The following is a 24,460-nucleotide window of genomic DNA, read 5'->3' as shown; positions in this document are numbered from 1 at the left end:
AAATAGGATTTTTAAATTATGGATATTACAGAGTTATTAGCTTTTAGTGTAAAGCATAATGCATCAGATCTACACCTTTCTGCTGGCGTTCCTCCAATGATCAGGGTAGATGGCGAAGTTCGCAAGATAAATATACCAGCTTTAGAGCATAAAGAGGTGCATAGTCTAATTTATGACATTATGAATGATAAGCAGCGTAAAGATTTTGAAGAGCAGCTAGAAACCGATTTTTCATTTGAAATTCCAGACTTAGCCCGTTTCCGTGTTAATGCATTTAACCAAAAACGAGGCGCTGGTGCGGTATTTCGTACCATCCCAAGCAAAGTATTAACATTGGATGATTTACATGCACCCGCGATTTTTAAGAAAATATCTGAATTTCCCCGTGGTTTGGTTTTAGTAACAGGGCCTACGGGATCGGGTAAATCAACGACACTCGCAGCGATGATTGATTATATCAATGAAAGTCGTCATGAACATATTTTGACCATCGAAGATCCGATCGAGTTCGTGCATGAAAGTAAAAAAGCGCTGATTAACCAACGTGAAGTCTATAAAGATACCCTTGGTTTTGATCGCGCCCTTAAAAGCGCCTTGCGTGAAGATCCCGATGTTATTCTGGTCGGTGAGATGCGTGATTTAGAAACCATTCGTTTAGCATTAACAGCCGCTGAAACGGGCCACCTCGTATTTGGAACATTGCACACCACATCCGCAGCCAAAACCATAGACCGTGTTATCGATGTATTTCCTGCGGCAGAAAAAGGCATGGTGCGATCTATGTTATCTGAGTCATTACGTGCGGTTATTTCACAAACGCTATTAAAGAAAAATGGCGGTGGTCGTGTTGCTGCACACGAGATCATGCTTGGTATCCCAGCCATTCGTAACCTTATTCGTGAAGATAAAGTTGCACAAATGTATTCGGTTATTCAAACTGGGATGGTGCATGGTATGCAAACATTAGATCAATGTTTACGTAACCTAGTGAGCCAGGGGCAAGTTTCTCATGCAGATGCGGCACAAAAAGCATCTGACCCTAAAACTTTCTAACAAGGATTAAGTCATGTTAACGGCATTACTGCATAAAGCATCGATAACAAAAGCGTCTGATCTTTTTATCTCCGTAGGGTTACCTGCAACGATGAAAGTGAATGGTTATTTAGAGCAAATCAATGATCAAAGCTTAACCTCTGCGGAGGTTTATCAACTCTGTGAAGAGGCGATGGGGGCACAACGATTCGCTAAATTCAAGATTGAAAAAGAGTCTAATTTTGCTTTAAATACGGTTGAATCTGGGCGTTTTCGTGTTAGTGCCTATATGCAAAAAGAGCAACCTTCAATGGTTATTCGTCGCATTGAAGGTAATATCCCAAGTTTTGAAGAGTTACACCTGCCGCAGCAATTAAAAGAAACTTGTATGGCGAATCATGGCTTAATTCTCTGTGTGGGTGCAACGGGCTCTGGTAAGTCAACAACGCAAGCTGCGATGATAGGATACCGTAATGAAAATGCCGCAGGGCATATTTTAACCATTGAAGATCCCATTGAATTTGTGCATCAACATGGGCGTTCGGTGATCACTCAACGAGAAGTGGGTATTGATACCGATAGCTTTGAAAACGCATTGAAAAACTCATTACGACAAGCACCTGATGTTATTTTGGTGGGGGAGATTCGTAATCAGGAAACCATGGAGTTTACCCTTAATTTTGCGGAAACAGGACATCTCTGTTTAGCAACATTACATGCCAATAATGCTAACCAAGCACTTGATCGCATTATGCATTTGGTTGATAAGGATCGTCATCGTCAATTTTTATTTGATTTATCGGTAAATTTACGTGCGATAGTTGCACAGCAGTTAGTGCCTACTGCCGATGGCAAAGGACGGCGTGTCGCATTTGAAATTTTATATAATACCCCGACCATGGCTGATGCTATTCGTAAGGGAGAGTTCCATGAGCTTAAAAATATTATGAAAAAATCGACGGAACAAGGTATGAAAACCTTTGATCAATCTCTATTTGAGTTATATGAGAGAGGCATTATTGGTTATACGGAAACCTTGGCGCATGCCGATTCGGCTAATGATGTTCGCTTAATGATCAAACTACACTCAACGACCGATAAAAAAAGTTTTAGCGCAGGCGCGTTAGATGATGTGACATTAGGGTTTTAATATCATCGTAAGAGTGCGTAACGCTGCATGATGGCTGTTACGCACGGTCATTATATTACTGTTTAGGAGTAACAATGTTAGTCGTACTTTCCCCTGCTAAAACATTAGATTTTGTCACGTCAGCGCCAATATCGACTTTTTCTCAAGCGCAATTATTAGCAGAGAGTGAGTTATTGATAGCACGCTGCCAACAACTATCTATGCAGGAAATTGCCTCATTAATGAAGGTGAGTGACAAAATTGCAGGTTTGAACCTTGCTCGTTTTGCGCAGTGGCAATTGCCATTTTCACCCGATAAGGCGAAACAGGCTATTTTTGCTTTTCAAGGAGATGTTTACACTGGTTTGCAAGCCGACACGTTATCTACAACTACCTTGCAATATGCACAGCAACATCTATGTATACTCTCTGGTTTATATGGTGTTTTAAGACCATTGGATTTAATGCTTGCTTATCGCTTGGAAATGGGGACGCGATTAGATAATGAGCGAGGTAATAACCTCTATCAATTTTGGGGGAATTTAATCACAGAGACTATCAACCAATCGCTTGCTGAGCAAGGTGATGACTTACTTATTAATCTAGCATCAAATGAGTATTTTAAATCCGTCAATAAAAAAGCGCTGCAAGGGAAGATTATTACCCCTGTTTTTAAAGACCAAAAAAATGGTCAATATAAAGTGATTAGCTTTTATGCTAAAAAAGCACGGGGATTAATGGCGCGTTATATTATTGAACAGCAATTAACGGAAGTTAAACAGTTAACCTCTTTTGATGTCGATGGTTATTATTTTGTTGCTGCGGAATCAACCGAGAGCGAGTTAGTTTTTTATCGAGACGAAAAGTAGCTCGTAATAATACAATAGCGAGTAAACAGAGTCGTTATATTAGCGACTCTGTTTACTTAGTCATTATTAACGCTAGTGAGTTATAACTTAGTTGTAACCACGAATAAATTCATGAGTGACTATATCAGCGCATAACGTTTCAAAGGTTGGCGTCAATTTCTTTGGCTCTCTTTTATTTCCAGCTGGAGCTTGTTTAAGCTGAAAGGCTAAATGATTGGTACAATCATTTAGTAATGGGGTGTTAAAAGTTGTATTGATTGTATCTTTGTTCATAGAGTGCACTCCTCAGCTACATATAAATATATGTAACGGATCTAAAAATTGCTAGTTATTATTACTAGCTATTGTTTACTGGTTAAAGCATTATTAATGCCAAATTATTGGATAAAAGTAATTATTGATGCGTTTCCTTTTACTGCTTTTATTTGCAATAACCAGCTTCTTTTTCACACCCTTGCCCATGCGCGTAATATAGTTCCTTTTGCAGGATTTTCCTACAAAATAAACATATATTTTACACAAATTGTATAATTATTTTGATCTGCGATAACGTTTAATAATTGCCTTAAGTAAGCATAAAAGCGACAACGAATGTTATTTGTGTCGGAAAGGCGACAATTTATTAATTGAGTTACTTTGTATCTAAGTGTAACCCTTGTATTGCTATCTTATTTTAATGCTAACCTTAATGGTAATATTTATGTTTAGTTGGAGTTTGTTATGAATTGTGTAGAAAAAGTATTGATGGCACCACAGGGGCCTGCGTTTTCTCAATTAGTGCAGGGGTATTGGCGTTTAGGCGCTTGGGATATGAACGCACAGGCGCGTTTATCTTTTCTTAAGGCGCATGTGGAAATGGGGATTACAACCGTTGACCACGCTGCGATTTATGATGCGGGTGGTTGTGAATCACTATTTGGTGAAGCATTAAAACTCGACCCTGCGATGCGCGATCAAATTGAAATAGTGTCAAAATTTGGCATTAATGGAATTGCTCAAACGCCCGGAGAACAGCGTGTTTCTCACTATGATAGTAGTAAACAGGCTATTTTAGAGTCGACCGACAATTCATTACGTCGTTTAGGTGTGCAACAGTTAGATACCTTATTAGTTCACCGCCCTGATTTTTTGATGGATGCAGATCAAGTTGCGGAGGCTTTTAGCGAACTAAAACAAAGCGGTAAGGTGAAACATTTTGGCGTGTCAAACTTCACCGCAGCGCAGTTTGATTTATTACAATCGCGTTTAGATGCACCTTTGGTTACTAATCAGGTTGAAATTAATCCTATGCACTTTGCGGTGCTTGAAAATGGGGTTTGCGATCAGTTACAACAATATCGTGTTCGTCCAATGGCTTGGTCATGTTTAGCGGGTGGAGGTATTTTTAGTGAGCAGACAGAACAGGCGAGAAGATTACGCGGCACCTTAACTGAGCTTATTGATGAATTAGGGGCTACGTCAATCGAACAGGTAATTTTTGCATGGGTCTTAAAGCATCCGTGCAATCCGGTGGGGATTATTGGATCGGGAAAAATCGACCGTGTTAAAGAAGCGGTTGGTGCATTAGCACTACAGATGAATACTGAGCAGTGGTATCGAGTTTGGGTTGCATCGAAAGGTTTTGCGGTTCCATAAAAAGCTAAACAAAGACTTGCTAGTGATCCTACTAACAAGTCTTTGTTAAGTTGATTACATTAAGGCGATAGCTAACTTTCCTGCAAATAGTAATAATACTACCCCCATTATCCGCTCAAAAATATAACCATGACTAACGAATTTATCGCGCACTCTTTGCTGTGAAAAGAAAAAGGCAACCAGTGAAAACCACAATGCCGTAGTCACTGTGATCCACAAGCCATAAATGCTTTGTACATACAAGGGCGTGTTGATGCTAACAATGCTAGTAAAAACCGCTAAAAAGAACATTGTCGCTTTAGGATTTAATAAATTAGTCATAAAGCCAAGCATGAAGGCTTTCTGATGATGTTTTTTATCATGATCAACATTAACTTCCATGGTTTTTGTTGTTTGCGCCTTGCTGAATAATAGCTTTATGCCAAGATAGCTCAGATATAAAGTTCCAGCAATTTTCGCAACCATGAAGGCTGTTTCTGACTGTGTGATGATAAGGCCTATCCCGAGGAGTGTATAAAGCACATGCATCGAAATACCCACACCGATTCCGAGGCTAGTCATGATTGCCGTTTTTCGTCCAAAGCTGATACTTTGACGAACCACGATAGCAAAGTCGGGGCCGGGGCTTATCACCGCTAAAAAGTGGATCAAAGTGACCATTAAAAATTCATTGAGATAGGGGATCATTGTGCTTCCAGAGTATCATTGTGTAGGTGGTGTATAGATTGAATTTGCTATTATACGCATGATCATTAAAAATGCATTGCTGCTTTTTGGCAATGCTAATGAATATGTTCATCACCGGGGAGAAAAAATGCACACCATTGAAGATTTTCCTAAGCCGCTACTGGGCTTTGCTGCCTATAGTGGCGTTGGCAAGACAACACTACTCGAGAAATTAATTCCGATATTAGTTGAGCAGGGGCTGCGCGTCGCCCTTATCAAGCATAGTCATCATGATATCGATCTCGACAAGCCGGGTAAAGACAGCTACCGCCTTCGCAAAGCAGGTGCGACGCAAGTGGTGTTGGCGGGAACGCAGCGCTCAATTCTATTTTCTGAATATGCGCAAAAGCACGATAGCAAATTGAGCGAGCAACTGGCTTTATTACAAACTGATACATTAGATTTAGTGCTGGTGGAAGGTTTTCGTGATCAGCCATTTTCTAAAATCGAGCTGCATCGTAGTGATTTAGCGAAGCCATTTTTATTTACAAGTGATGCATCCATTATTGCAGTGGCCTGTGATGGGCAAGTCCCTAATTGTAGGTTGCCCTTGTTAGATCTTAACAATGTAGAGATGCTTGCGCAGTTTGTTTGTCAGTTTGTTCATTCATAGCGCCGAGTGAGAAGCAACGAACCCGAGAGTTCGCTGTTCAATATTTACACTGTCATCCTTGAATGGGGGCCGTTAAAATAAAATCAAGCAGTGTACCTTTGGGAACTTCAATATCACTACCTTGAGTTAAAATGGCTGCCCCCACACCCACTTTTGCGCCTGTTTTTGCGCCATCTCCACCGCCAATTAAACCACCAATGGCAGCTGCACGAGCAGTGCGCCCCACAGACGTTTTGGCGGTATTTTCTCCTGTACCGCTGATCGCTTGTGTTCTGATGGCAACCATTACGTTATTAATGGATATATCTCTGAGTTCCAGCTGCATCGACGCAGAGCCCGCAATACGGCCCGCTTTTTTTACATTGCTCAGCACCCCGTAAACTTGCGCGCCTTTCGGTGCGACTACGACGTTACCTGCCATCAGATTCGCTTCGAGTACGCCAGTAAAACGCTGCCCTGTTTTATGGTTACGGGAATTGACCGATTCAGACATGCGGATGGTAATGGCTGTGCCCGCAGGAACGGTTACAGGTATGTTGCTGCTATCTTGTGTTGTTGTATTTGTTTGTGAAACTGCTGCAGTGTCTGTATTGTCCAATGATGTGCTACTTTGCAAGTCAATCAAGGCAACCTCTGAAGCCGGAATGCGCATCTCAATACCATTCATATCGACAACGATGGTTTCACTGTTTTGGCTTTTTATCTTCCCTTCTATGGCACGTCCATCTTTTAAGGTGACTGTTGCCGCATTGACCTGAGCGAGTGCAAATAAAGCGATTAAGGCAGTTGTTAACATGTGTCGTTTTATATTCATACATTATCCTCATAAGTTTTGAACAGTATAATTGATAGTAGGACAATCGTAACAATAAATCTGTACTGACATTGATTTTTTATTTCAATCCTTTGATTTTATTAGTAATTGTTTCTGCAGCGCAAACTGCGTTGCATTTTCAGGTAACGGTTTACGCGCTTTACCGAGTAGATAATTCTCCTTAAACGTCTCAAAAAGTAAATCCATCGTCTGCGCATTTTCCGTTTCACCGATATACTCTAATACTCTTCCTGCGACTTCTGCCGTTGCCAGTTGATTATCTTTCACCGCTTTGCGCACCAAATAGCGTGAGATCGATTCTGGCGAAAATGATAAAACGGGAAAGGGATCGAGATAGGGGCTTTTCCGGAACATCTTTTTGGCTTGTGCCCAGCTGGCATCGAGCAAAATAAATAACGGACGTTGCCCCTTTGTAAGTAATGGCATTTGCTTTAGTAGCCGCTGTTCGCTATATTCAGCAGGAAAGATAATAATGGGCTGCCAGCAAGGATCCTTGAGTAGTGCTAAAAGCTTTGGATCTGGCTCGGTGCGTGACCAGATAAAGGCAAATGTATCGGGAATGAGGTCGGCAATCAGGCGGCCTGTATTACTCGGTTTTAAAATCTCATCATCGTACATTAACAGTAAAAACGCACTATTGGTGGGCACGGTTTTCTTAATGGAACAGATACATAAATAGGGCAGTAACATGCAATGCACGCAACGTTCAATACGTCCCCCTCTCGCTAAAAATGGGCGCGTACAGCGGCTATGGCGTTGTTGATAAAGTTTATGCAGAGCATGAATTCGCATGATATTGTTTACCTCAAAGTGGTCGCTGATTATAAGTGATCCTCGTCGTCATTGAAAAGAGTGAATAAGATGGAACAGTTACTGCAGCAGCATTTTGGCTTTACTCAATTTAGAGAAGGGCAACAACAGGTTATTGGTGCCTTGCTTAATGGTCATAGTGGAGCGGCCATTTTTCCAACGGGATCGGGTAAATCCCTCTGTTATCAATTGCCAGCATTGTGTTTACCGAATTTGACGTTAGTGGTTTCTCCCTTGCTCGCGCTGATTGCCGATCAATTACAATTTTTACAGCAAAAGGGCATTAGTGCCGCGAGCCTACATTCGATGCAGACGCCACAGGAGTCCTCGGCAGTCTATAACGCTTTAACGAATAGGCAGATTAAGATTTTATTTATCTCCGTTGAACGTTTAAACAGCGAACGTTTTCGTCTTTTCTTAAAGCAGCTACCTATCTCGCTGTTGGTGGTTGATGAGGCACATTGTATCTCGGAATGGGGGCATAATTTTCGTCCCGATTATCTTAAATTAGCGCAATATCGTCGCGACTTTGCTATTCCGCAAGTATTACTACTAACCGCAACGGCAACCGCCAAAGTGATTGAGGATATGGCGGCTAAATTTGCGATTAGCGCGGATCATATTACCTTAACGGGCTCCTATCGTCACAACCTTAATCTCGCGGTTATTGGAGTCACCGATGAGGATAAGTTTGCGCTGCTCCTACCTTGGATAAAACAGCGCCACGGATTATCTGGGATCATCTATGTGACTCTACAAAAAAGCGCTGAAGTGTTGGCAAGTTTATTAAAAAATCAAGGGGTGGATGCCACCGCTTATCACGCTGGCTTAGCCAATGATCGCCGCGTTGCGATTCAGCATGATTTTATGGCTGGGAAACTGCCAGTGATTGTTGCCACCATCGCCTTTGGTATGGGCATTGATAAAAGTGACATTCGCTTTGTTGTCCATTATGACTTACCCAAGTCCATTGAGAATTATGCGCAGGAGATAGGGCGAGCAGGGCGAGACGGTTTATCGTCAGACTGCTTGCTGTTAGCGAATAAAAACAACCTTAATGTGCTGGAAAACTTTGTCTACAGCGACACTCCCGAACCCAGTGGCATCGATTATATACTGCATGAGATAGCCCAAGCGAATGGGCAGTGGGAGGTGTTGATGGATAGCCTATCGAGCCAATCTAATATCCGTCTACTGGCATTGAAAACCCTATTAGTCTATTTAGAATTGCAGGGCGTTTTACAACCGGCTTACAGTTATTACGCTGAATATAAATACAAATTGCTCGTAGCAGAAGCGACGATTTTAAATCGCTTTAATGGAGAGCGGCAGCAGTTTGTGCAGGCCATTTTCAACAGCGCAGATAAAGCGCGTACTTGGGCAACCATCAACTTTGACCAATTACAAAGGATATATCCAAGTGAGCGTAGTCGCGTGATCACGGCGATTGATTATCTCGATCAACAGGGATTGTTGGAGCTACAAACAAAACAGATGACACAGGTCTATCAAGTTAGTCATCAACCACTTAATACAGACTTACGCGACGGTCTCGTGGTGCAGTTTAAAAATAAAGAGGCCAGTGAAATAGCACGGATTCATTATCTACTCGACTTTTTCTCCAGTCAGCAATGTTTAACTTTACAACTCGCGCGTTATTTTTCCGATGCGAATCTGCAAGCGCCATGTGGGCACTGTTCCGTCTGTGCAGGAAAGAGTGCTAGCTTGCCTGAACCTCCCGCGTTAATGCCATTAACTGACCTTGACTTTACCCAATTAAGCGCCGCAATTAGAGATAAATTAGCAGAGAAAACAACACCAGTGCTATTGGCGCGTTTTTTCTGTGGGCTACCGACACCCATTTTCACCCGCTTAAAAGTACGTAACGTGCAAGGATTCGCACGTTTAGAAAAGTACCGTTTTGCACAAGTGCAAGGGTGGGTTGAAGCGAATTTGGGGTATCGATAGTAGGAAAAATACGCTGCGATGGTATCCCTCACAACGGATGAAAAAGCAGCGCTATAAACGACTGTTAATAACCTTTTATCAACGTAATATTGATCTGTTTTTAATCAATGTATCGGGGCAGTTTGCTGCGTTTGCTTTTTATTAAAGCAAAAGATATGGATGTCCTCGATCTCAACTCCCATATTTTTATAAAGTATAAGATGTGGCTGTCCCCGTTCTTGCCTGATGAAAGTTAGCGAGTTTATTAGCCACCACAACTAATAAAAAGCTAATCATCATCAAACTATCTTCTGTTTTACATGCTTTTTTCAGAATGCCTTAATTCAATGAAACTGCTAGGGGTACTCTGTGTGTCGAGATAAATTGGTATTCGAGGTGTATTCACTGCGTGGATTGTTAGTGTCTGTAATTAGCCTGATCTTAGTGTTTTACGTCATTTGAAAAGCGGGTTCAATGAAGAGCTACGCAAATGTTGCTCTTCATTAAAGTGATTAAGCTATAGTAAACTCAGTTACAAACTGGTGAGTCAATAACATTACCATGAGCGTCATAAAACTGAGGAGCATTGCCGTTACCATCAAAACTGCTTTGATTAAAGAAAATATTAGTATTACCTGAAGCTGTACTTGTACCTATACCACAAGGGATAGTATAGAAAGAAGCGTTCACCGAATAAGGGTTGCGCGTTATAAAGTCTGAAGCATCGTTATCTTGCACTAATAAGTTTTCATAACCAAATGCTAAAATAGTATTTTGCCCTGTCCCTTCAAAGGTATTACGCACAAGAGAAATATTTCTACTTGCCTGTGCATGATTAAGTGGTGCTTCATGGTCTTGGAAACCTAGCACATTAATACCTGTTGCAAATCCACCCGTTGTACCAACCACAATCGTATTAGCATCGACAACAATATTTTCACTGTTATGCTCAACATTGATGCCTGCTGTAAAGTTATTTTCAATACTCGCATCATCAGACCAAATATCGTCTTCCGCTGTTGCAACCCAGTTTCCTGCAACAGTAATGTTAGCAACCGTCGCAAGTGCAATACCAAATTCATTCGCACCCGCGATACTATTCGCATTAATTGTTGAGCTATTGGTAAACACCACTGGGCGATCACTAAATAATGCACGTGCACTAGCATCAAAAAATGGAATGTTTTCAAAACTAGGCGGTACATATATACCATCATTGCCTGCATCAACAGAGAATCCTAGGCGAATACGATTACCAGTCACACGATTATTTGAGATGTTGATGGTTCCGCCATTTAATACGACATTATCGGCACTCACATCGAGTACGTGGTGCACACGACCAACATCACGCAATAATTCAACACTACGGTTTACCTTGTTAAAATCATTATTGGTAATCGTTAAATTTCGAGGAATGAGCCCTGAAGAAGCAACGCCAACCGGAGTGTTTTCAAAGGTATTGTTGGTAATGGTAATATTGCTAATTTGTTGATAAGCATCTTCATAGGGAATATTAATTAAACGTGCGTTAGAGTGGTCATTGCCGGCATCTGCAGCAACTTGAGTATTTTCGTTTTGACCATTTCTATCAAACATTAATAAATTTTGAATAGTTACATTACTGCTTTGAATGTTAAATAGTGGTTGAAAAGCATCAGTTGAAGTACGCACTATACGGCTGACACGAAAACCTGGTGCACCTTGAATTGTTACAGGTGATTGGATGTCGAATTGTTGTGATGTCGTAATGGTACCAAAAATTGTAATCGTATCTTTACTATCGCCATTATCAACAGCTGCCTGAAGGTGTTCTGACAACTGTGCTGCATTATATGCAGAGAAGTTTTCCGCAAAGACGCTATGGCTTGTCAGAAGAGTCATGAATACTGCTGCTGAAAGGGGGGAAATAACTGCTTCGTTATCATTGTAAGTGGTGATTTTTTCAACATAAAATAGTCTCCTTGTTATATTTTATTCGGATGCAAATCTAGCATTAAAAAACGCTTAATTATTAAACAGTTGTAAAATGCAAAGGAAATATCACAAAAACAGAGTGTTTAATAATGAATTCGTGATATTGGTTGATGTTTTTGGTTTTTTGGTTGAACTTTTTTGTTTTGTTTTGTTTTGTTTTGTTTTTGACGTTTTCTTGGGGTGGGGACACGGCTAGCGCATTTTAATCCCGCTCTCCAACAAGGTTGAGCGGTATTTATCATCTAGCCCTGCCATCTTCTGTTTCGCAGCCATACTGGCCGATTTACTTTTATCTTGTTTGAATAAGGCCATTGCCATTTTTCTCATAACGTTAAAGGCTAATGGTCCTCGTCCTTTACGTATACGTGACTCATCTTCTCTAAATGTCATATCAAGTACCCAATGCATACTTTCAACTTGCCAATGATCACGCACTGCGCCTAACGCTTGCTCTGCACCTAACTGCAATGAACTAATGTACCAACGTGTTTCCTCTGTTTCTTTGCCTGTACTTTTTTCATGTACTTGTGCGGTTATTTTAATAAGACTGTTTAAGCCTGACCAACGATATTCCTTGGCCAACCATTTTTTATCAATTAATAATTGCTCACATATCCTCGTTTCAATACGCCCATGACCTGCTGAAACAAAAGGCTGGACACCCATAAATTGAAATAAAGAAAATCAACGTGTTAGCTGTTAGCTGTTAGCTGTTAGCTGTTAGCTGTTAGCTGTTAGCTGTTAGCTGTTAGCTGTTAGCTGTTAGCTGTTTTAAAGCCCTTGTTTGAATTGTGCGTATACATGCACTCTAGGCTTGAACCTATTATTTTTTAAACAGAATATTTATTTGAATATCAATAGATTATGAATTACTGTGTTTTTTTATTTAATACAATCAGGCTGACAATGAGAAATTGTATAGCCTCGTTATGCTCTAGTCATAATCAACCTATTTTGGAATTTATAGCAATGAAAAAATTAACAACTCTAGCGCTTTCATCACTAGTTTTTTTCTCATCAAGCACTTTTGCTAGAGATGATGTGGGTAATTATTCTATTACAAAGGCAATGAGTTCTGAAGTGGCTAAATCTAAATTAGGCTCTGAAGTTTCATTCTACTTTGGCGAACAGAGTTACGGCAAAGCTCTCAAAGAATTAGGTGAATTTAAAACTAGGAAAAAAACAAACGCTTTCAATAAAACAGATGAAGAAGCGTGCAATTGGGTTTTCCTTTCTGCCATGATTTCTCTAAAAGACCGAGCGATAAAAGAAGGTGGAAATGCGGTAGTAAATATCAAATCAAATTATAAAAACAATCTCACCTCAAGCAACGAGACCTTTCAATGTGGTGCAGGAGCCATTATGGCAGGAGTTGCGCTGAGTGGTGAGGTGGTGGCACTCGAAAAATAAACATAATAGTACTAGAGAATACCCATACTTTTTTGACTAAAAATAATATGCCACGTTCAATTAGGTGTAGGAAGTTCACCATGTATTTCAAAACGGTGTTTTGTAACTTAGGCATTTCCTCGTTGAACGTGGGTTTATCTTTATGAAGTAAAATACATGGATGCCCCGTTTGTTGTCGTTTGTTGCTTACTTATTTGTAAATGCATAGTTATGAGAAGTCATCAGGGCTAAACCTTGTTTTACATTAGTCGAATTACTTTACATACATAGAAGGCGATGTATCAATAAATCAATATAAGTGCATGTTTAAAAATAGATTATTTAAGTTGGCTTGTTTTTTGCTTTGATGGTTTGACTTAATAAGTCAGGCACATAAATAAATATTACTATTATTGGAAAATTATGAATTGCATTAAAACTATCTTCTTAACCGCTTTATTCGCTGTTACTTCTCCTTTCGCAACAAGTGGCATTATCAACTTTGATAAATATGCTGCGGGGACAATTATCGACAATGAATATAGCTTGTCTCATGGTGTTACCTTTAACGGGGTAAATGTTGCTCGTAATGCAGATAACCTAGCGGTGATATTTGATACAAATAATTATACTGGTGGTGATAGTGATCTTGCTGCTCCTTTCTTTAATAACTCAAGTCTAGGAGATCTTAGCCCTGGTAATGTGTTAATTCTTCATGAAAATCCCAGTACTTGTAATGCATTAACCTGTACAAATCCTGATGATGAAGGTAGAAGAGCGGCCGGTTACTTTAATATTGATTTTTCTGAAGCGGTTACCCTGAACAGCATTGATTTTTTCGATATTGAAAGTCAAGAAACGAATAGCAATACTTTAGTTTCTTTATTTGATATTAACGGCGAAGAAATATCAGCAAATACTTTTTACACTCCCTTTACTGGTGGTGACAACCAATGGGCAAGACTCGATTTCGGTATATCAGGAATTTACTCAATGCAAATCAAGCTACATGGTTCAGGCGCAATAGATAATATTAGCTACACGAATACGAAAATTATCGTATCAGAGCCTGCAACGCTGGCGATTTTTGCTCTTGCTTTAATTGGATTATCGACTCGCCGATTCAAAATAAGTTAATCTGGGAACTGTACAGGACACCCCGTGCTCAGAGATAAATCGAGGGGGCATGGGAGTAGATCTTGCTTTTTGCACTTTTAACTTCTATCGCAGTGCAATCAAATAAAAGATATAGATGCCGCGAACTTGATAAGGTAGTGCCTGTATTTTATTTTTGAATGCAATACAGGCGGATAAACAGGTTATTTAATTTCTTCTTTTACAAAGTTACGAATGTAGCCTGCTACGTTGTTACCTTCGATACGGTTACTAAACCATACGGCAACGATATTTTTATTAGGTGAGATGTATAGACCCTGTCCACGCATACCGCCTTTGTAGATATCTCCATCTGCAAACACCGCATCAAATTGGTAGCTGCCACCAATTGGTTCATCAGGGAACATGCCAATAAAACCAACGTGTGCAGGGCTTACTTTGTAAACGCCTGGTTTTACCGATTTCTGAATATGTTTCACCATGTCGCTAGGAATGATTTGCTTTTCAGCGGTTGCTGACCATGAATCGGTAAATAACATGCCAAAACGAGCCATGTCTTCGATGTTAGAATTGAATAGGCCGTGAATCACTTCATGACCATCAGGTGTCATTGAGAAGTAACCATCGCCAGTCATGCCCGCTTTTGACCAAACGCGCTCTTCAAACACTTCCGATAAGGTTTTGTTTTCAATTGTTGCAATCAGTAAACCTAGCATTTGCGTATTAGCAGAGCTGTATTCAAATGCTTGGCCTGGCGCTTTTGCTTTTGGAATGTTAATTAACGTATCGTAATAGTTTGGTGCTTCCCCCGTTTCTGCGAACATCATTTTAGTGATCCAAGAGTTAGGGTTGGCACGTGCCGCATCATTCTCTTCATGATCCATACCTGATTGCATATTTAATACGTCGATAATTGCAATGTCACCCCAATCTTTACCGTTTAGTGTAGGGATGTACTGTTTAAGTGGTTTTTGTACATCAAGCTTACCTTCAGCTTCTAACATCGCGACAAGTAGACCCGCGATAGCTTTGGCGTTACTCATCCATACATGTTTTGTATTTGCAGGAATGTTGTTTTTTTCAAAAATAACCTTGCCATCTTTCACAATCATCATTGAGTTTACAGCTGGGTTTTCACCATTCATTATCTCAGTTAATTTTGTATCATTAAAAGTCGCGTTATTTACTTTACTTGCTGAGATGTAATCTCTTTCAAGTGGTTTTGCAATACCCGCTTTTTTAACCGAGGCGGTTGGCATCACTTGATCAAGGTTTTTCCAGTACCATGAAGCTTGTTCGCTTGGATACATGAAGCTAACCATGCCAAAATCTTTGCTGTACGCTTGACGTGTTTCAGTCGTGATAGCATTGGCTGATGCGCTGACAGCGAGCACGCTAGCAAGTAAAGTTTTTTTAAACATATAGACTCCTGAACAAAATTATAATGTTTGTATATTTCAGAATTTTACGTGGGAAGGGCAATACTGTCCCTATCATTTTGCGACATTGTATGCCATGTAATATTTTATAATATTATTGGCTATTGCAGTTCCGGAGTGTAATCACGAGCATGTTGATTGATATATTGCATTGGTGATAAGCCAGTCTGTTTTTTTATTGCGCGAGAAAGGTTGGCGGGCTCTGTGTATTGTAACTTCTCTGCCGTTTGAGTTACGCTAAATCCCTGTAAAAGTAGTTGCTTTGCTTGGTCTACTTTTAAGTTATTGATATAGTTTCTAAAGGTGTCTCCGCTTTCGGTAAATATACGCTGTACGGTGCGTTCTGAAATACCAAATAAGTGAGCGATGAGCTCTAAACTAAAGTTGTTAGTGCACCATAGTGTATTTATGATAATTTTTAGTTGTTGTAATGCATTGGTCGACTTGTCTCGGTAAGTGCTATTGGTTGCCCCCATTGACTCTATTTGACAATTAATCGCTATATAACTTTTAGGTTGTCCGACTAATACTCGTCCGTTTTCGGTCTTTTGTGCTATCTGCGTGGTGTCGGCAATATCTGGTTGCAACACAATATAATTAGGCTTCCAATCTGTGCCTTGGTATTTACTTAATAGTTTAATTAGGCGTGATGTTGTAAAAAGGTGCGCATGTTTAAATCCTCTGTGTGAAGAGTGCAAGGAGCTAGTGTGGTAAATGCGTAACTCACCCTCTATATATTCAAACTCAAGATTGAAATGAGAGCCTTGTAAATGCAGCCATTGGCTTAAAGCCAGTAATGCATCCATTAATGTTTCTTGGTTAGCAAGCAATGATACCAGTTTAGGGTGTAGATCTTGCGTTGTACCTATGTGGCCAGATATAAAGCCAATATCATCACAGTTGGTTAATTTTGCGCTGCAATCAAGGAGGTGCCCTAATGAGTAGGAGGGGAGATAAAGATTGCTATTAGTAAAAACGTGATCGTCAATACCGAGTTGTTTGGTGATGATTCTTGGATCTTTTCCATATTCTTTGATGGTATTGAAAAATGGAACTGCAATAGATGCTCGACTAAGTGCGTATTGGCTTGACACATCTCCCCCCTTATCACGTGCATAAATTTATACCAAACTGATTCAGTATGTTATCTGATTTTAACTAGCCAAATAGGTCTGCTATTTATTCAGGTTGGTATTAAACATACACGTTAATGTTGTTTAAACGTTTGGCCTATTAGGGCGTCACTATATTAGGGGGATCCATCTCCATAAAACGATTTGATATTATCCCATTAGTTCATACAAAGTCTACCGATTCCATAATTATAGCTATGACCTGCGATTGAATGCAGTGTTGCTATCAATTATTTTTAATTAACAAGATAGATCAGATGCTTATGCGGATTGGTATCAGTAGTCAAATGGGAATATTGGGGTATTCCAATTGTCGAATATTGCCTTGAGTTTACCTGAGTGGAGTAATTGGGGGAGCTGACTATCAAATATTTCGGCTAGCTTTTGACCGCGAGGTGTATTGGTAAAGGCGGGATATAACTTCAATTTAAAGAGGCTTTTAATTTGGTAGTCGTCTTGGTTAAAACCTGCTTCTTGCAAATGTTTAGCTGAATCCTCTAATGCTTCGACAAGAGCTGCGCGATCACAGAGAAAGTAATCGACTCTGGCTCTTTCTAACATTATCAATGGGCTTACGTGATTATTTTGTTCTTTAGTGATAACGTCTACGGAAAGGTAGTTATCATAATTTGAGCCTCTAACCCAAGCAACACGCTTACCGGAAATACTTTGTTGGCCATGCCATGGCAAGGTGCTTTTTTTGAATATGGCAACTATATCCTTAGTGTCATAATGCCATTGTGAAAAAATTAAATTGTTGGAGTATCCGCGATAATTTCCTAGCATCATATCTGCTTTTTGGCTTTCTACCATTAGTTGTGAGCGTTTAAGAGGTAGTGATTTTATCGTAACCTTGATGCCTAGTGGTTCATATATTGCGCGCATAATATCCCAATATAAACCACTACCATCTTTATTAGCTAATCCTGCTGTTGTTTCCCCTGTGATTATAATTTCTTTTAAATCATTAGGTTGCCATTTTTTTTCAGAATAATGTAAATCTGCGTTGTCGGGAGTGATCAGTGTCATTGCTGTCTCGATATAACCTCCTTTGAAATCGTTAGTAAGGCTATCAAGGGTGGCCGAAAATGCCACTTTTCCCATTTCTTGTGGATTTGCATACATGGTTGCCGCTATTCTTTTATTGGCAATCGCATCAATGACAGAGGGGACTCCATCATTGCCAAATAAGAGAACATTTTGAATGTTCAATGCTTTTAAAGCTGCTTCTACTCCAATAATTTCGAAATCATTGGCAGCAAAAACAAGATTGATATCGGGGTGGTTGCGGAACATTTCTAATGTGGCAGCATAACCTCCTTCTGTACTCCAGTGGCCATTAGCGCGGGCAATAACTTGTAATTGCGAGTTCTTAATTGCATCTGTAAAGCCTGTCACTCGTTGCTCGGAGTGATACCCCTTTTCTCCTTCAATTATGCCGACATTGATTGTTTTTCTCTGTGTCAAAGATAAAGCATATTGGCCTAATAGATAAGTGCTTTTACGTTGTTTATAGCCAACAATTGCATGCACGGGTGTTGGGTAGTTGATGTCGTCTGTATTGACGATAATAACAATAATTCCTTTGGCAATGGCTTGTTTGATTAGAGGGGCCGTGGCAACTTCATCGTGAGTTGCAAAGATAATCGCAGAGACATCCGTTTGTATTACGTTGCTAAGCATTTTTATCTGTTCTGTCGGGTTGTCTTTTTGTGGAGCAAGTAAAAACACTTCATTCTTAGTGGCAGATGCAGCTGCTGAAATCCCCTTCCATAACTCAAGGTAATAGTTAAATTCGGTTGCTGGTGGCATATAGGCTATTTTATGTGGTGTTTTTTTGTGCTGTTTATTGCTAAAGGATGCTTGCGATTTTAAGGGGGTAATGAGGGTGTTTTCTGGAAGCGTATTCGCAAAGGATAAATTCATTATACTGCAGAAAAAGTAGGCTAAAAGCACACCTCGCATAAGAGTATATAAGGAATGTTGTTTCATCGCTTCTCCCGATACTGCTGCATCATTTTCAATCATCATTCGTTATATTTATATTCATGCTACTTTTCAAGATGTAAAGTCATTAAAAAAAGCCAACCGTGATTCTAGCTATAAATAGAAGTATAGATAATTCCACACGGCTATTTTCCTTACCCTAGCGCCTGATAAAGCATGTGGAGATTAATGGCACATTGTAGCCATGTCTTTGTTGGCTAGGTAATGATTATAGCCATTGTCATGAGTCTCGTTGTTAACATATTGAAAAAGTTTGCGTTATGGAAGATTGCTCACTATTAATAAGCCCCCTACAATGAATGTATTAATACGGGGGATATATATGGTTGATGAACAAGTTGAGTCTATTTTATCGGCAGGATTGCAACTTTTAAAAGAGGTCGGTTGTGAAGGATTTTCGATACAGAAAGTGTCGGAACAAGCTGCTTTATCTGAAAGTACGGTATTGTTATATTTTAAAAATAAACATGTTTTGTTAGATAAGCTGTTTGAGGATTTTATTAACCGTTATTTTACTTACTTGCAAGCTTATCAAAAACCAAGCCGTCAATCGGGAAAAGCGGCATTAAGTTCGTTGCTTTTTTATATTCTTAAATATCGTGAAAATAGTGGCAATAGTGATCTGTTTAAAGAGTTTTGGGCATCAGCAAATCATCATCGCCTAGGACGTTTAGCTTACGACCAATATTATCGCGAGCTATATGCGCAACTATATACGCATCTGCAAACGATTGCCCCAGTGGGATGCGCAGTGGAGCAATTACAAATTGCGGTATCAATTGTTTTGCCCTTTATCGAAGGCTACAGCATCACCCGGTCAACCTTGCCTATTTCAATACTGCAATTAACCGATCAGTTAGCAAATTGCTTAGCGCCGTTACTCTTTAAAACAGGGTGATTTAGCGATAAGAAAAACACGATTACAGTAAACATAATAGTGGCTATGTCTATTCATTAATTTCATAATAGGGCGCAAAAGCACGTTTTACGTGTGTCGATACAAGTTAGCAACGTTATATAAAGAATAAAAGAGAAGTGCGATGAACCAGAAAAAACGAATTTATATTGCTTATACTGGCGGAACTATTGGTATGAAACCTTCTAAAGATGGTTTTATTCCAGCGGTAGGGTATCTGTCACAAACCATCGCGAATATGCCTGAGTTTTATCATGATGAGATGCCTGAGTTTGAGCTTTATGAATATAACCCCCTGATTGATTCAGCGAATGTTTCCCCTCAAGTTTGGAATACGCTGGCTCTAGATATTCAAAAACGTTATCACGATTTCGATGGTTTCATTATTTTGCATGGCACCGATACCATGTCCTATAGTGCATCCGCGCTCTCCTTTTTATTTGAAAACTTATCTAAGCCGGTAATTATTACTGGATCGCAAATTCCACTCTCTCAATTGCGTTCCGACGCGCGTATTAATCTATTAAATTCGCTCTATCTCGCGGCTTACCATCCCATTAATGAGGTGTGCCTGTTTTTTAATAATCAGCTATTTCGTGGTAATCGTACCACTAAGCAGTATGCCGATGGCTTTGATGCCTTTGTCTCTCCCAATTATCCGGTTTTGTTGGAGGCGGGAATTGAGATAAAAAATATTGCAGGGGTGACGCAAAGTTCGGTGAATACACGTTTGCGCGTTACCGAGATTGAAAGCCAATCGATCGCTATTTTACATCTATTTCCAGGATTAGACTCGCAAGTGCTCGAAAACCTTTTAAAAAGTCCAATTAAAGCCTTGGTATTATTGACCTATGGTGTGGGCAATGCACAACAAGATGACTCTCTTTTAGAGACCTTAAAAGAGGCGAGTGATCGTGGTGTGTTAATTGTCAACTGCAGTCAATGTTTGAAAGGTAAAGTTAATATGGATGGCTATGCAACAGGGCATGCCTTATTAGAAGCGGGGGTTATTAGTGGCTTGGATATGACCACGGAAACCGTGATCGCTAAATTATATTACTTACTTAGCCAAGGGCTTTCTAATAAAGTGATTCGCGAATTATTAGGGACGAATTTAAGGGGGGAGTTAGGGCGTTAAACATGGTCTGCTAATACCCTATTTATACCCATGATACTTCAAGATGCAAAGTCAGCAGAAAAAGAGTGCCGAGATGCGAGGCAAAAAATTGAAGTATAGTTATACCTCATGTTACGTCTTGCTCTGGTATCCGAGCTAGTGCCTGACATAACATGGGTATAAATGTTTTACCTTTAATTATTTTGCCGTAAAAATCAGGTTAATGATGCTGCATCAGTTTGCATTGAGTGTAAATTCACCACTCTCATCACCATCGACATAACTAAAGGTTAAGCTGCCATTAACGACTGGCAGAGCAAGCACAAAAGAATTGCTTGGGTTATTCAGGTAGTCGGAAAGACCTGAGCTGCCATTTTGATCATCGATGATAGAGGTTACTGTTATTGCTCCTGTCGCACTATTATAGCTAAAGGTTCCCGACTCTGTTCCTGTCGGTGATTCACCATCACCTATTTTTTGCTCCATTACATAGGTCATATCACTGTTAAATTGAAATGCGACATAATCATTAGCCCATGTACCAATTAAGTGTTCAATTTGTAATACAGCAAGTTTTGCTTCTGCTTGACTTTCATCTAAGTAAAACTCACCTAGCCAGTTACTCCACATGAAGTGGTTGGGATCCGTGTCGATTGAGTCAATGCCTAACCAATAGCGTTGATAAGCATTAAACCAGTTCCATGGTGTATCTGTCGTCGGCTCGGCAAGGAAGAAGTTATCAGCGGCGTTTAATACCAGCCAGCCATCTTTAAAACCGTTATTGGTTAGGGTAACGGGACTCATTGTATATTGGCCATCTGTGACAATAGGATGATTACTGACAAAGTACCACGTTATCGGATTTCCATGCTCATCGTAGGCAAAAGACGTTGTGGTAATCGGTTGATTGTAACGGCTTAAGCCTGCAATAACCTGTTCATCAATTTCTGAAAGCGCTGTGCCGCCTGCGCGCGCAGCTTCAATTTTTCCTGGCAGATCAACAATTGACTGTGAGCCCCATTGTGGAAAAGTGTAGCCAACCCAGATACCGTTGCTTTGTTTTTGGAATATTTTGTAGTTTTGGCCAGTATCTTCGGTGTCAACGGTAAAGTCATAACCGGCAAGTGGATAGTGCGTCCAGGTAACAATTTCATTATTTTCTGTTGCACTGACCGATTTACGAGTTGAAGAATATTCTTGGAAAAGCAAACCATTCGGATTTTCCGCATCAACCAGTTTAATATTGGCTTCATCCTGCTGATCCAGTACATAACGTTTACCGGCGTAGATATGTACACCTTGATCATTTAAACTTTCGCTGGTTTCGTACCAGTAAGAGGTTAAGGTATCAGCTTTACCGTTTATGTAGCTATAGTCTGCATACTCTTCATCAATGCCATCTGTTGGATTTGCCCAGACAGGACGTTTATAGTTGAGCTGGTATTGATTTTCCGCGATGACAGTAAACTGTATGTGTGAGTTAACGGTCGTGTCAGCGTTCCAGTCATCATGTTTGTCTATGGTAGATAGTGCGCCATTTTCGTCAACCATCACCGTTTTATGCTCCGCATATTCAGCCTGTAAAGCTGATATATTAGTGTGATCAAATCCTGCTGCTGGATATTGCATAAAATCTGTTGTGGTGGTTATTCCTTTATCGCTCTCTTGCCATGTTACGGTGACGTTGGCAACAAAATCAACCTGAGATAGGTCATCCGGATGAGTGGTTGATTCAGGATTAAAGATACCATCATAGTTCCTTCCTCCTCCATTATTGCCCCCTTCAAGTGCGGCATCAGACTCATCGACATACATTAAGAAGTTTTCACCACTAGCTGTTCATTACCGATATCAATTGCGGCACCGATAAATTGAGCGTTACCATCAAGGTTGAAGTCATATTTCCATGCACTAATTCTGTTAAAACTGCCATCTGTTTTTAATAGGTCCAATATTTCGTTATGACCATAGTGAACACCATTGAGTGCGGTATAAGAGATCATGGTTGCCGTTTGTATATCACCATTATTGAACGTTTGAATATATGTTTCTGTATTTACTGCAACAATGGTTACTTTTCTAAATACAGGGTGGATAAATGGTGTTGTATATGTTTTGTTGCTAAACGTATCAAGCACAGATTTATCAGGATCATTGGCATAAGCATCGCTATTGTCACCGATGCCATCTTGATCGGTATCTGCGTTTTCAGTCGCATCATTTGGGAAGGCATCGCTATTGTCACCCACACCGTCTTGATCGCTATCTACAGTTTCTGACGCATCATTAGGGAAGGCATCGCTATTGTCACCGATGCCATCTTTATCGGTATCTGCGCTTTCAGTCGCATTATTTGGGAAGGCATCGCTATTGTCACCCACACCGTCTTGATCGCTATCTACAGTTTCTGACGCATCATTAGGGAAGGCATCGCTATTGTCACCCATACCATCTTTATCGGTATCTGCGCTTTCAGTCGCATTATTTGGGAAGGCATCGCTATTGTCACCCACACCGTCTTGATCGCTATCTACAGTTTCTGTCGCATCATTAGGGAAGGCATCGCTATTGTCACCCATGCCGTCTTTATCGGTATCTACTGTTTCAGTCGCATCATTAGGGAAGGCATCGCTATTGTCACCCACACCGTCTTGATCGCTATCTACAGTTTCTGTCGCATCATTAGGGAAGGCATCGCTATTGTCACCCATGCCGTCTTTATCGGTATCTACAGTTTCTGTCGCATCATTAGGGAAGGCATCGCTATTGTCACCTACACCGTCTTTATCGGTATCTACAGTTTCGGTCGCATCATTTGGGAAAGCATCGCTATTGTTGCCCATGCCATCTTTATCACTGTCTAACCATTCGCTGGCATCTGTTGGAAAAGCATCTTTATCATCAATGACACCATCATCATCCGTATCGATTTTTGTCGCTACAGTGATACTACCGTCTTCTTCTTTAACTAAACGTTGCTCTTCGGTTAGTACTTTCACCGTCTCTAAGTGCGTCGTTAACTGCTCATCAAGATTACTATTATCTTGGCTAATTTCCTGTAATTTTTGTTCAGACTCAGGCAGTACGCCTAACTCTACGACTGCATTAGCTTTTGCTGCGATATCACCTTGGTTGGCTGCAATATAATCCCCAAGTAAGGCGTCTTCGACAATACCTAACTCTGTTGCGACAGCTGTCATTGCTTGCTGCTGATCCTGGCCGTTATCCATTTTTATTTTAACTAAGGTGGAAAGCGGAGATATGACTGTTTGACCCGCTGGTGCGGATAATAAAAATGGAGTGGTAATTGCGATGCCATTGGGATTGCTTACAGTCACAGTATCTTCATCAATTGTTTGTGCTGCAATTGCCTTGACAACAACCGAGTATTGCTCTGGATTGCTGATATTGGTTGTATCTAATATGGTTAAACCACCTTCTCCAGAAAGTGCCTCTGGCTCTCCTAAATCTAATTGATAATTACCATTTAGATCAAGCCATACTTGCGCGTTGCGTAGATATCCATCAATTGCATATACTGAGTAGCTAGTCGCGGTGGCGTTATCAGATGATGAACTTCCTCCTCCACAACCTACCAATGGTGTTAGACCTAATGCCAGGACAAGCGGATGTAATTTCATAATTAACTCCTTTTATATTATGCTTTTTACTGAGATGTTAGGTTTCACAATAATATAAAAGTACCGCTGCAAATACCCCCATTTGGGTATAAACTGGTAATTGTTTGATATATCATTGATGTATAGCCA

At 40.2% G+C, this 24,460-nt stretch carries 20 protein-coding genes and 1 pseudogene; 10 read left to right on the top strand and 11 right to left on the bottom strand.

Going from position 1 to position 24,460, the window contains the following annotated elements:
* The first annotated feature begins 18 nt into the window (after positions 1–18).
* The 3 genes from AB2N10_RS11765 (at position 19) to yaaA (ending at position 3,030) form a co-directional block, all read left to right on the top strand.
* Positions 19–1,053 (top strand): type IV pilus twitching motility protein PilT, encoded by a 1,035-nt coding sequence (locus AB2N10_RS11765; protein WP_354625394.1) that lies wholly within the window; start codon positions 19–21, stop codon positions 1,051–1,053.
* Positions 1,054–1,066: 13 nt separating this feature from the next.
* The gene (locus tag AB2N10_RS11760) at positions 1,067–2,182 is read left to right on the top strand and encodes a PilT/PilU family type 4a pilus ATPase (protein WP_354625395.1); all 1,116 of its coding nucleotides are present in this window, start codon (positions 1,067–1,069) and stop codon (positions 2,180–2,182) included.
* A 74-nt stretch (positions 2,183–2,256) separates the two neighbouring features.
* A complete protein-coding gene (yaaA, locus tag AB2N10_RS11755; RefSeq protein WP_354625396.1) occupies positions 2,257–3,030 on the top strand; it encodes a peroxide stress protein YaaA in 774 nt (257 codons plus the stop codon).
* Positions 3,031–3,117: 87 nt separating this feature from the next.
* Here the strand turns inward: yaaA and AB2N10_RS11750 are convergent, their stop codons facing one another.
* Positions 3,118–3,303, bottom strand: coding sequence for a hypothetical protein (locus AB2N10_RS11750; RefSeq protein ID WP_354625397.1), 186 nt, complete (start codon positions 3,301–3,303; stop codon positions 3,118–3,120).
* Positions 3,304–3,750: 447 nt separating this feature from the next.
* On the opposite strand from AB2N10_RS11750, the gene AB2N10_RS11745 reads away from it, so the two are divergent.
* A complete protein-coding gene (locus tag AB2N10_RS11745; RefSeq protein ID WP_369433879.1) occupies positions 3,751–4,665 on the top strand; it encodes an aldo/keto reductase family oxidoreductase in 915 nt (304 codons plus the stop codon).
* 54 nt (positions 4,666–4,719) lie between these two features.
* Here AB2N10_RS11745 and AB2N10_RS11740 read toward each other — a convergent pair whose 3' ends face one another.
* Entirely contained in the window at positions 4,720–5,352 is a 633-nt protein-coding gene (locus AB2N10_RS11740; protein ID WP_354625398.1) for a LysE family translocator, read from the bottom strand.
* 127 nt (positions 5,353–5,479) lie between these two features.
* Between AB2N10_RS11740 and mobB the strand changes: the two genes are divergently transcribed.
* Positions 5,480–6,004, top strand: a complete 525-nt coding sequence (gene mobB, locus AB2N10_RS11735; RefSeq protein WP_369433878.1) for a molybdopterin-guanine dinucleotide biosynthesis protein B — start codon at positions 5,480–5,482, stop codon at positions 6,002–6,004.
* Between the two features lie 52 nt (positions 6,005–6,056).
* On the opposite strand, the gene AB2N10_RS11730 is transcribed toward mobB, so the two are convergent.
* Complete coding sequence (locus AB2N10_RS11730; RefSeq protein WP_354625400.1) at positions 6,057–6,818, bottom strand: hypothetical protein; 762 nt, start codon at positions 6,816–6,818, stop codon at positions 6,057–6,059.
* A gap of 84 nt (positions 6,819–6,902) precedes the next feature.
* On the bottom strand, positions 6,903–7,631 hold the full coding sequence (locus AB2N10_RS11725; RefSeq protein WP_369433877.1) for a tRNA-uridine aminocarboxypropyltransferase: 729 nt from the start codon (positions 7,629–7,631) through the stop codon (positions 6,903–6,905).
* A gap of 69 nt (positions 7,632–7,700) precedes the next feature.
* On the opposite strand from AB2N10_RS11725, the gene AB2N10_RS11720 reads away from it, so the two are divergent.
* Positions 7,701–9,617, top strand: coding sequence for a RecQ family ATP-dependent DNA helicase (locus tag AB2N10_RS11720; RefSeq protein WP_354625403.1), 1,917 nt, complete (start codon positions 7,701–7,703; stop codon positions 9,615–9,617).
* Positions 9,618–10,124: 507 nt separating this feature from the next.
* Here the strand turns inward: AB2N10_RS11720 and AB2N10_RS11715 are convergent.
* Together AB2N10_RS11715 and AB2N10_RS11710 are read right to left on the bottom strand one after the other, a co-directional pair.
* On the bottom strand, positions 10,125–11,480 hold the full coding sequence (locus AB2N10_RS11715) for a hypothetical protein (RefSeq protein WP_354625404.1): 1,356 nt from the start codon (positions 11,478–11,480) through the stop codon (positions 10,125–10,127).
* A 285-nt stretch (positions 11,481–11,765) separates the two neighbouring features.
* A pseudogene (locus AB2N10_RS11710) lies at positions 11,766–12,221 on the bottom strand (ISAs1 family transposase); the annotation flags it as partial.
* Positions 12,222–12,542: 321 nt separating this feature from the next.
* On the opposite strand from AB2N10_RS11710, the gene AB2N10_RS11705 reads away from it, so the two are divergent.
* Both AB2N10_RS11705 and AB2N10_RS11700 read left to right on the top strand, forming a co-directional pair.
* The gene (locus tag AB2N10_RS11705) at positions 12,543–12,983 is read left to right on the top strand and encodes an excinuclease (protein ID WP_354625405.1); all 441 of its coding nucleotides are present in this window, start codon (positions 12,543–12,545) and stop codon (positions 12,981–12,983) included.
* 402 nt (positions 12,984–13,385) lie between these two features.
* Positions 13,386–14,099 carry a PEP-CTERM sorting domain-containing protein gene (locus AB2N10_RS11700; protein ID WP_354625406.1) on the top strand — a complete coding sequence of 238 codons (714 nt, stop codon included), beginning with the start codon at positions 13,386–13,388 and terminating at the stop codon, positions 14,097–14,099.
* Between the two features lie 182 nt (positions 14,100–14,281).
* Here AB2N10_RS11700 and AB2N10_RS11695 read toward each other — a convergent pair whose 3' ends face one another.
* The 3 genes from AB2N10_RS11695 to AB2N10_RS11685 all read right to left on the bottom strand — a co-directional run bounded on the left by AB2N10_RS11695 (position 14,282) and on the right by AB2N10_RS11685 (position 18,681).
* Positions 14,282–15,499, bottom strand: coding sequence for a serine hydrolase domain-containing protein (locus AB2N10_RS11695; protein WP_354625407.1), 1,218 nt, complete (start codon positions 15,497–15,499; stop codon positions 14,282–14,284).
* Positions 15,500–15,618: 119 nt separating this feature from the next.
* The gene (locus AB2N10_RS11690; RefSeq protein ID WP_354625408.1) at positions 15,619–16,611 is read right to left on the bottom strand and encodes a helix-turn-helix transcriptional regulator; all 993 of its coding nucleotides are present in this window, start codon (positions 16,609–16,611) and stop codon (positions 15,619–15,621) included.
* Between the two features lie 315 nt (positions 16,612–16,926).
* Positions 16,927–18,681 carry a substrate-binding domain-containing protein gene (locus tag AB2N10_RS11685; protein WP_354625409.1) on the bottom strand — a complete coding sequence of 585 codons (1,755 nt, stop codon included), beginning with the start codon at positions 18,679–18,681 and terminating at the stop codon, positions 16,927–16,929.
* Positions 18,682–18,979: 298 nt separating this feature from the next.
* Between AB2N10_RS11685 and AB2N10_RS11680 the strand changes: the two genes are divergently transcribed.
* Together AB2N10_RS11680 and ansA are read left to right on the top strand one after the other, a co-directional pair.
* Positions 18,980–19,555 carry a TetR/AcrR family transcriptional regulator gene (locus tag AB2N10_RS11680; protein ID WP_369433876.1) on the top strand — a complete coding sequence of 192 codons (576 nt, stop codon included), beginning with the start codon at positions 18,980–18,982 and terminating at the stop codon, positions 19,553–19,555.
* A 142-nt stretch (positions 19,556–19,697) separates the two neighbouring features.
* Positions 19,698–20,711: an asparaginase gene (ansA, locus tag AB2N10_RS11675; RefSeq protein WP_354625411.1), complete on the top strand. Its 1,014-nt coding sequence runs from the start codon at positions 19,698–19,700 to the stop codon at positions 20,709–20,711.
* 213 nt (positions 20,712–20,924) lie between these two features.
* Here the strand turns inward: ansA and AB2N10_RS11670 are convergent, their stop codons facing one another.
* Together AB2N10_RS11670 and AB2N10_RS11665 are read right to left on the bottom strand one after the other, a co-directional pair.
* The gene (locus AB2N10_RS11670) at positions 20,925–22,505 is read right to left on the bottom strand and encodes a hypothetical protein (protein ID WP_369433875.1); all 1,581 of its coding nucleotides are present in this window, start codon (positions 22,503–22,505) and stop codon (positions 20,925–20,927) included.
* A complete protein-coding gene (locus AB2N10_RS11665) occupies positions 22,505–24,331 on the bottom strand; it encodes a hypothetical protein (protein WP_369433874.1) in 1,827 nt (608 codons plus the stop codon). The genes AB2N10_RS11670 and AB2N10_RS11665 overlap by 1 nt, the downstream gene beginning before the upstream one ends.
* Positions 24,332–24,460: the final 129 nt, after the last annotated feature.

This window comes from Psychromonas sp. MME1 (assembly GCF_041080865.1).
Lineage (GTDB): Bacteria > Pseudomonadota > Gammaproteobacteria > Enterobacterales > Psychromonadaceae > Psychromonas.
Note: the sequence above shows the minus strand (reverse complement) of the source record. Positions and strands in the feature narration are given on the sequence as shown.

Excerpts from the sequence above, each read along its gene's own strand:
- AB2N10_RS11750 (WP_354625397.1), bottom strand. The coding sequence starts at position 3,303 with ATGAACAAAGATACAATCAATACAACTTTTAACACCCCATTACTAAAT.
- AB2N10_RS11720 (WP_354625403.1), top strand. The coding sequence starts at position 7,701 with ATGGAACAGTTACTGCAGCAGCATTTTGGCTTTACTCAATTTAGAGAA.
- AB2N10_RS11725 (WP_369433877.1), bottom strand. The coding sequence starts at position 7,631 with ATGCGAATTCATGCTCTGCATAAACTTTATCAACAACGCCATAGCCGC.
- ansA (WP_354625411.1), top strand. The coding sequence starts at position 19,698 with ATGAACCAGAAAAAACGAATTTATATTGCTTATACTGGCGGAACTATT.
- AB2N10_RS11740 (WP_354625398.1), bottom strand. The coding sequence starts at position 5,352 with ATGATCCCCTATCTCAATGAATTTTTAATGGTCACTTTGATCCACTTT.
- AB2N10_RS11665 (WP_369433874.1), bottom strand. The coding sequence starts at position 24,331 with ATGAAATTACATCCGCTTGTCCTGGCATTAGGTCTAACACCATTGGTA.
- AB2N10_RS11705 (WP_354625405.1), top strand. The coding sequence starts at position 12,543 with ATGAAAAAATTAACAACTCTAGCGCTTTCATCACTAGTTTTTTTCTCA.
- AB2N10_RS11745 (WP_369433879.1), top strand. The coding sequence starts at position 3,751 with ATGAATTGTGTAGAAAAAGTATTGATGGCACCACAGGGGCCTGCGTTT.
- AB2N10_RS11715 (WP_354625404.1), bottom strand. The coding sequence starts at position 11,480 with ATGACTCTTCTGACAAGCCATAGCGTCTTTGCGGAAAACTTCTCTGCA.
- AB2N10_RS11695 (WP_354625407.1), bottom strand. The coding sequence starts at position 15,499 with ATGTTTAAAAAAACTTTACTTGCTAGCGTGCTCGCTGTCAGCGCATCA.
- yaaA (WP_354625396.1), top strand. The coding sequence starts at position 2,257 with ATGTTAGTCGTACTTTCCCCTGCTAAAACATTAGATTTTGTCACGTCA.
- AB2N10_RS11765 (WP_354625394.1), top strand. The coding sequence starts at position 19 with ATGGATATTACAGAGTTATTAGCTTTTAGTGTAAAGCATAATGCATCA.
- mobB (WP_369433878.1), top strand. The coding sequence starts at position 5,480 with ATGCACACCATTGAAGATTTTCCTAAGCCGCTACTGGGCTTTGCTGCC.
- AB2N10_RS11680 (WP_369433876.1), top strand. The coding sequence starts at position 18,980 with ATGGTTGATGAACAAGTTGAGTCTATTTTATCGGCAGGATTGCAACTT.
- AB2N10_RS11700 (WP_354625406.1), top strand. The coding sequence starts at position 13,386 with ATGAATTGCATTAAAACTATCTTCTTAACCGCTTTATTCGCTGTTACT.
- AB2N10_RS11670 (WP_369433875.1), bottom strand. The coding sequence starts at position 22,505 with ATGTATGTCGATGAGTCTGATGCCGCACTTGAAGGGGGCAATAATGGA.
- AB2N10_RS11685 (WP_354625409.1), bottom strand. The coding sequence starts at position 18,681 with ATGATGATTGAAAATGATGCAGCAGTATCGGGAGAAGCGATGAAACAA.
- AB2N10_RS11730 (WP_354625400.1), bottom strand. The coding sequence starts at position 6,818 with ATGAATATAAAACGACACATGTTAACAACTGCCTTAATCGCTTTATTT.
- AB2N10_RS11760 (WP_354625395.1), top strand. The coding sequence starts at position 1,067 with ATGTTAACGGCATTACTGCATAAAGCATCGATAACAAAAGCGTCTGAT.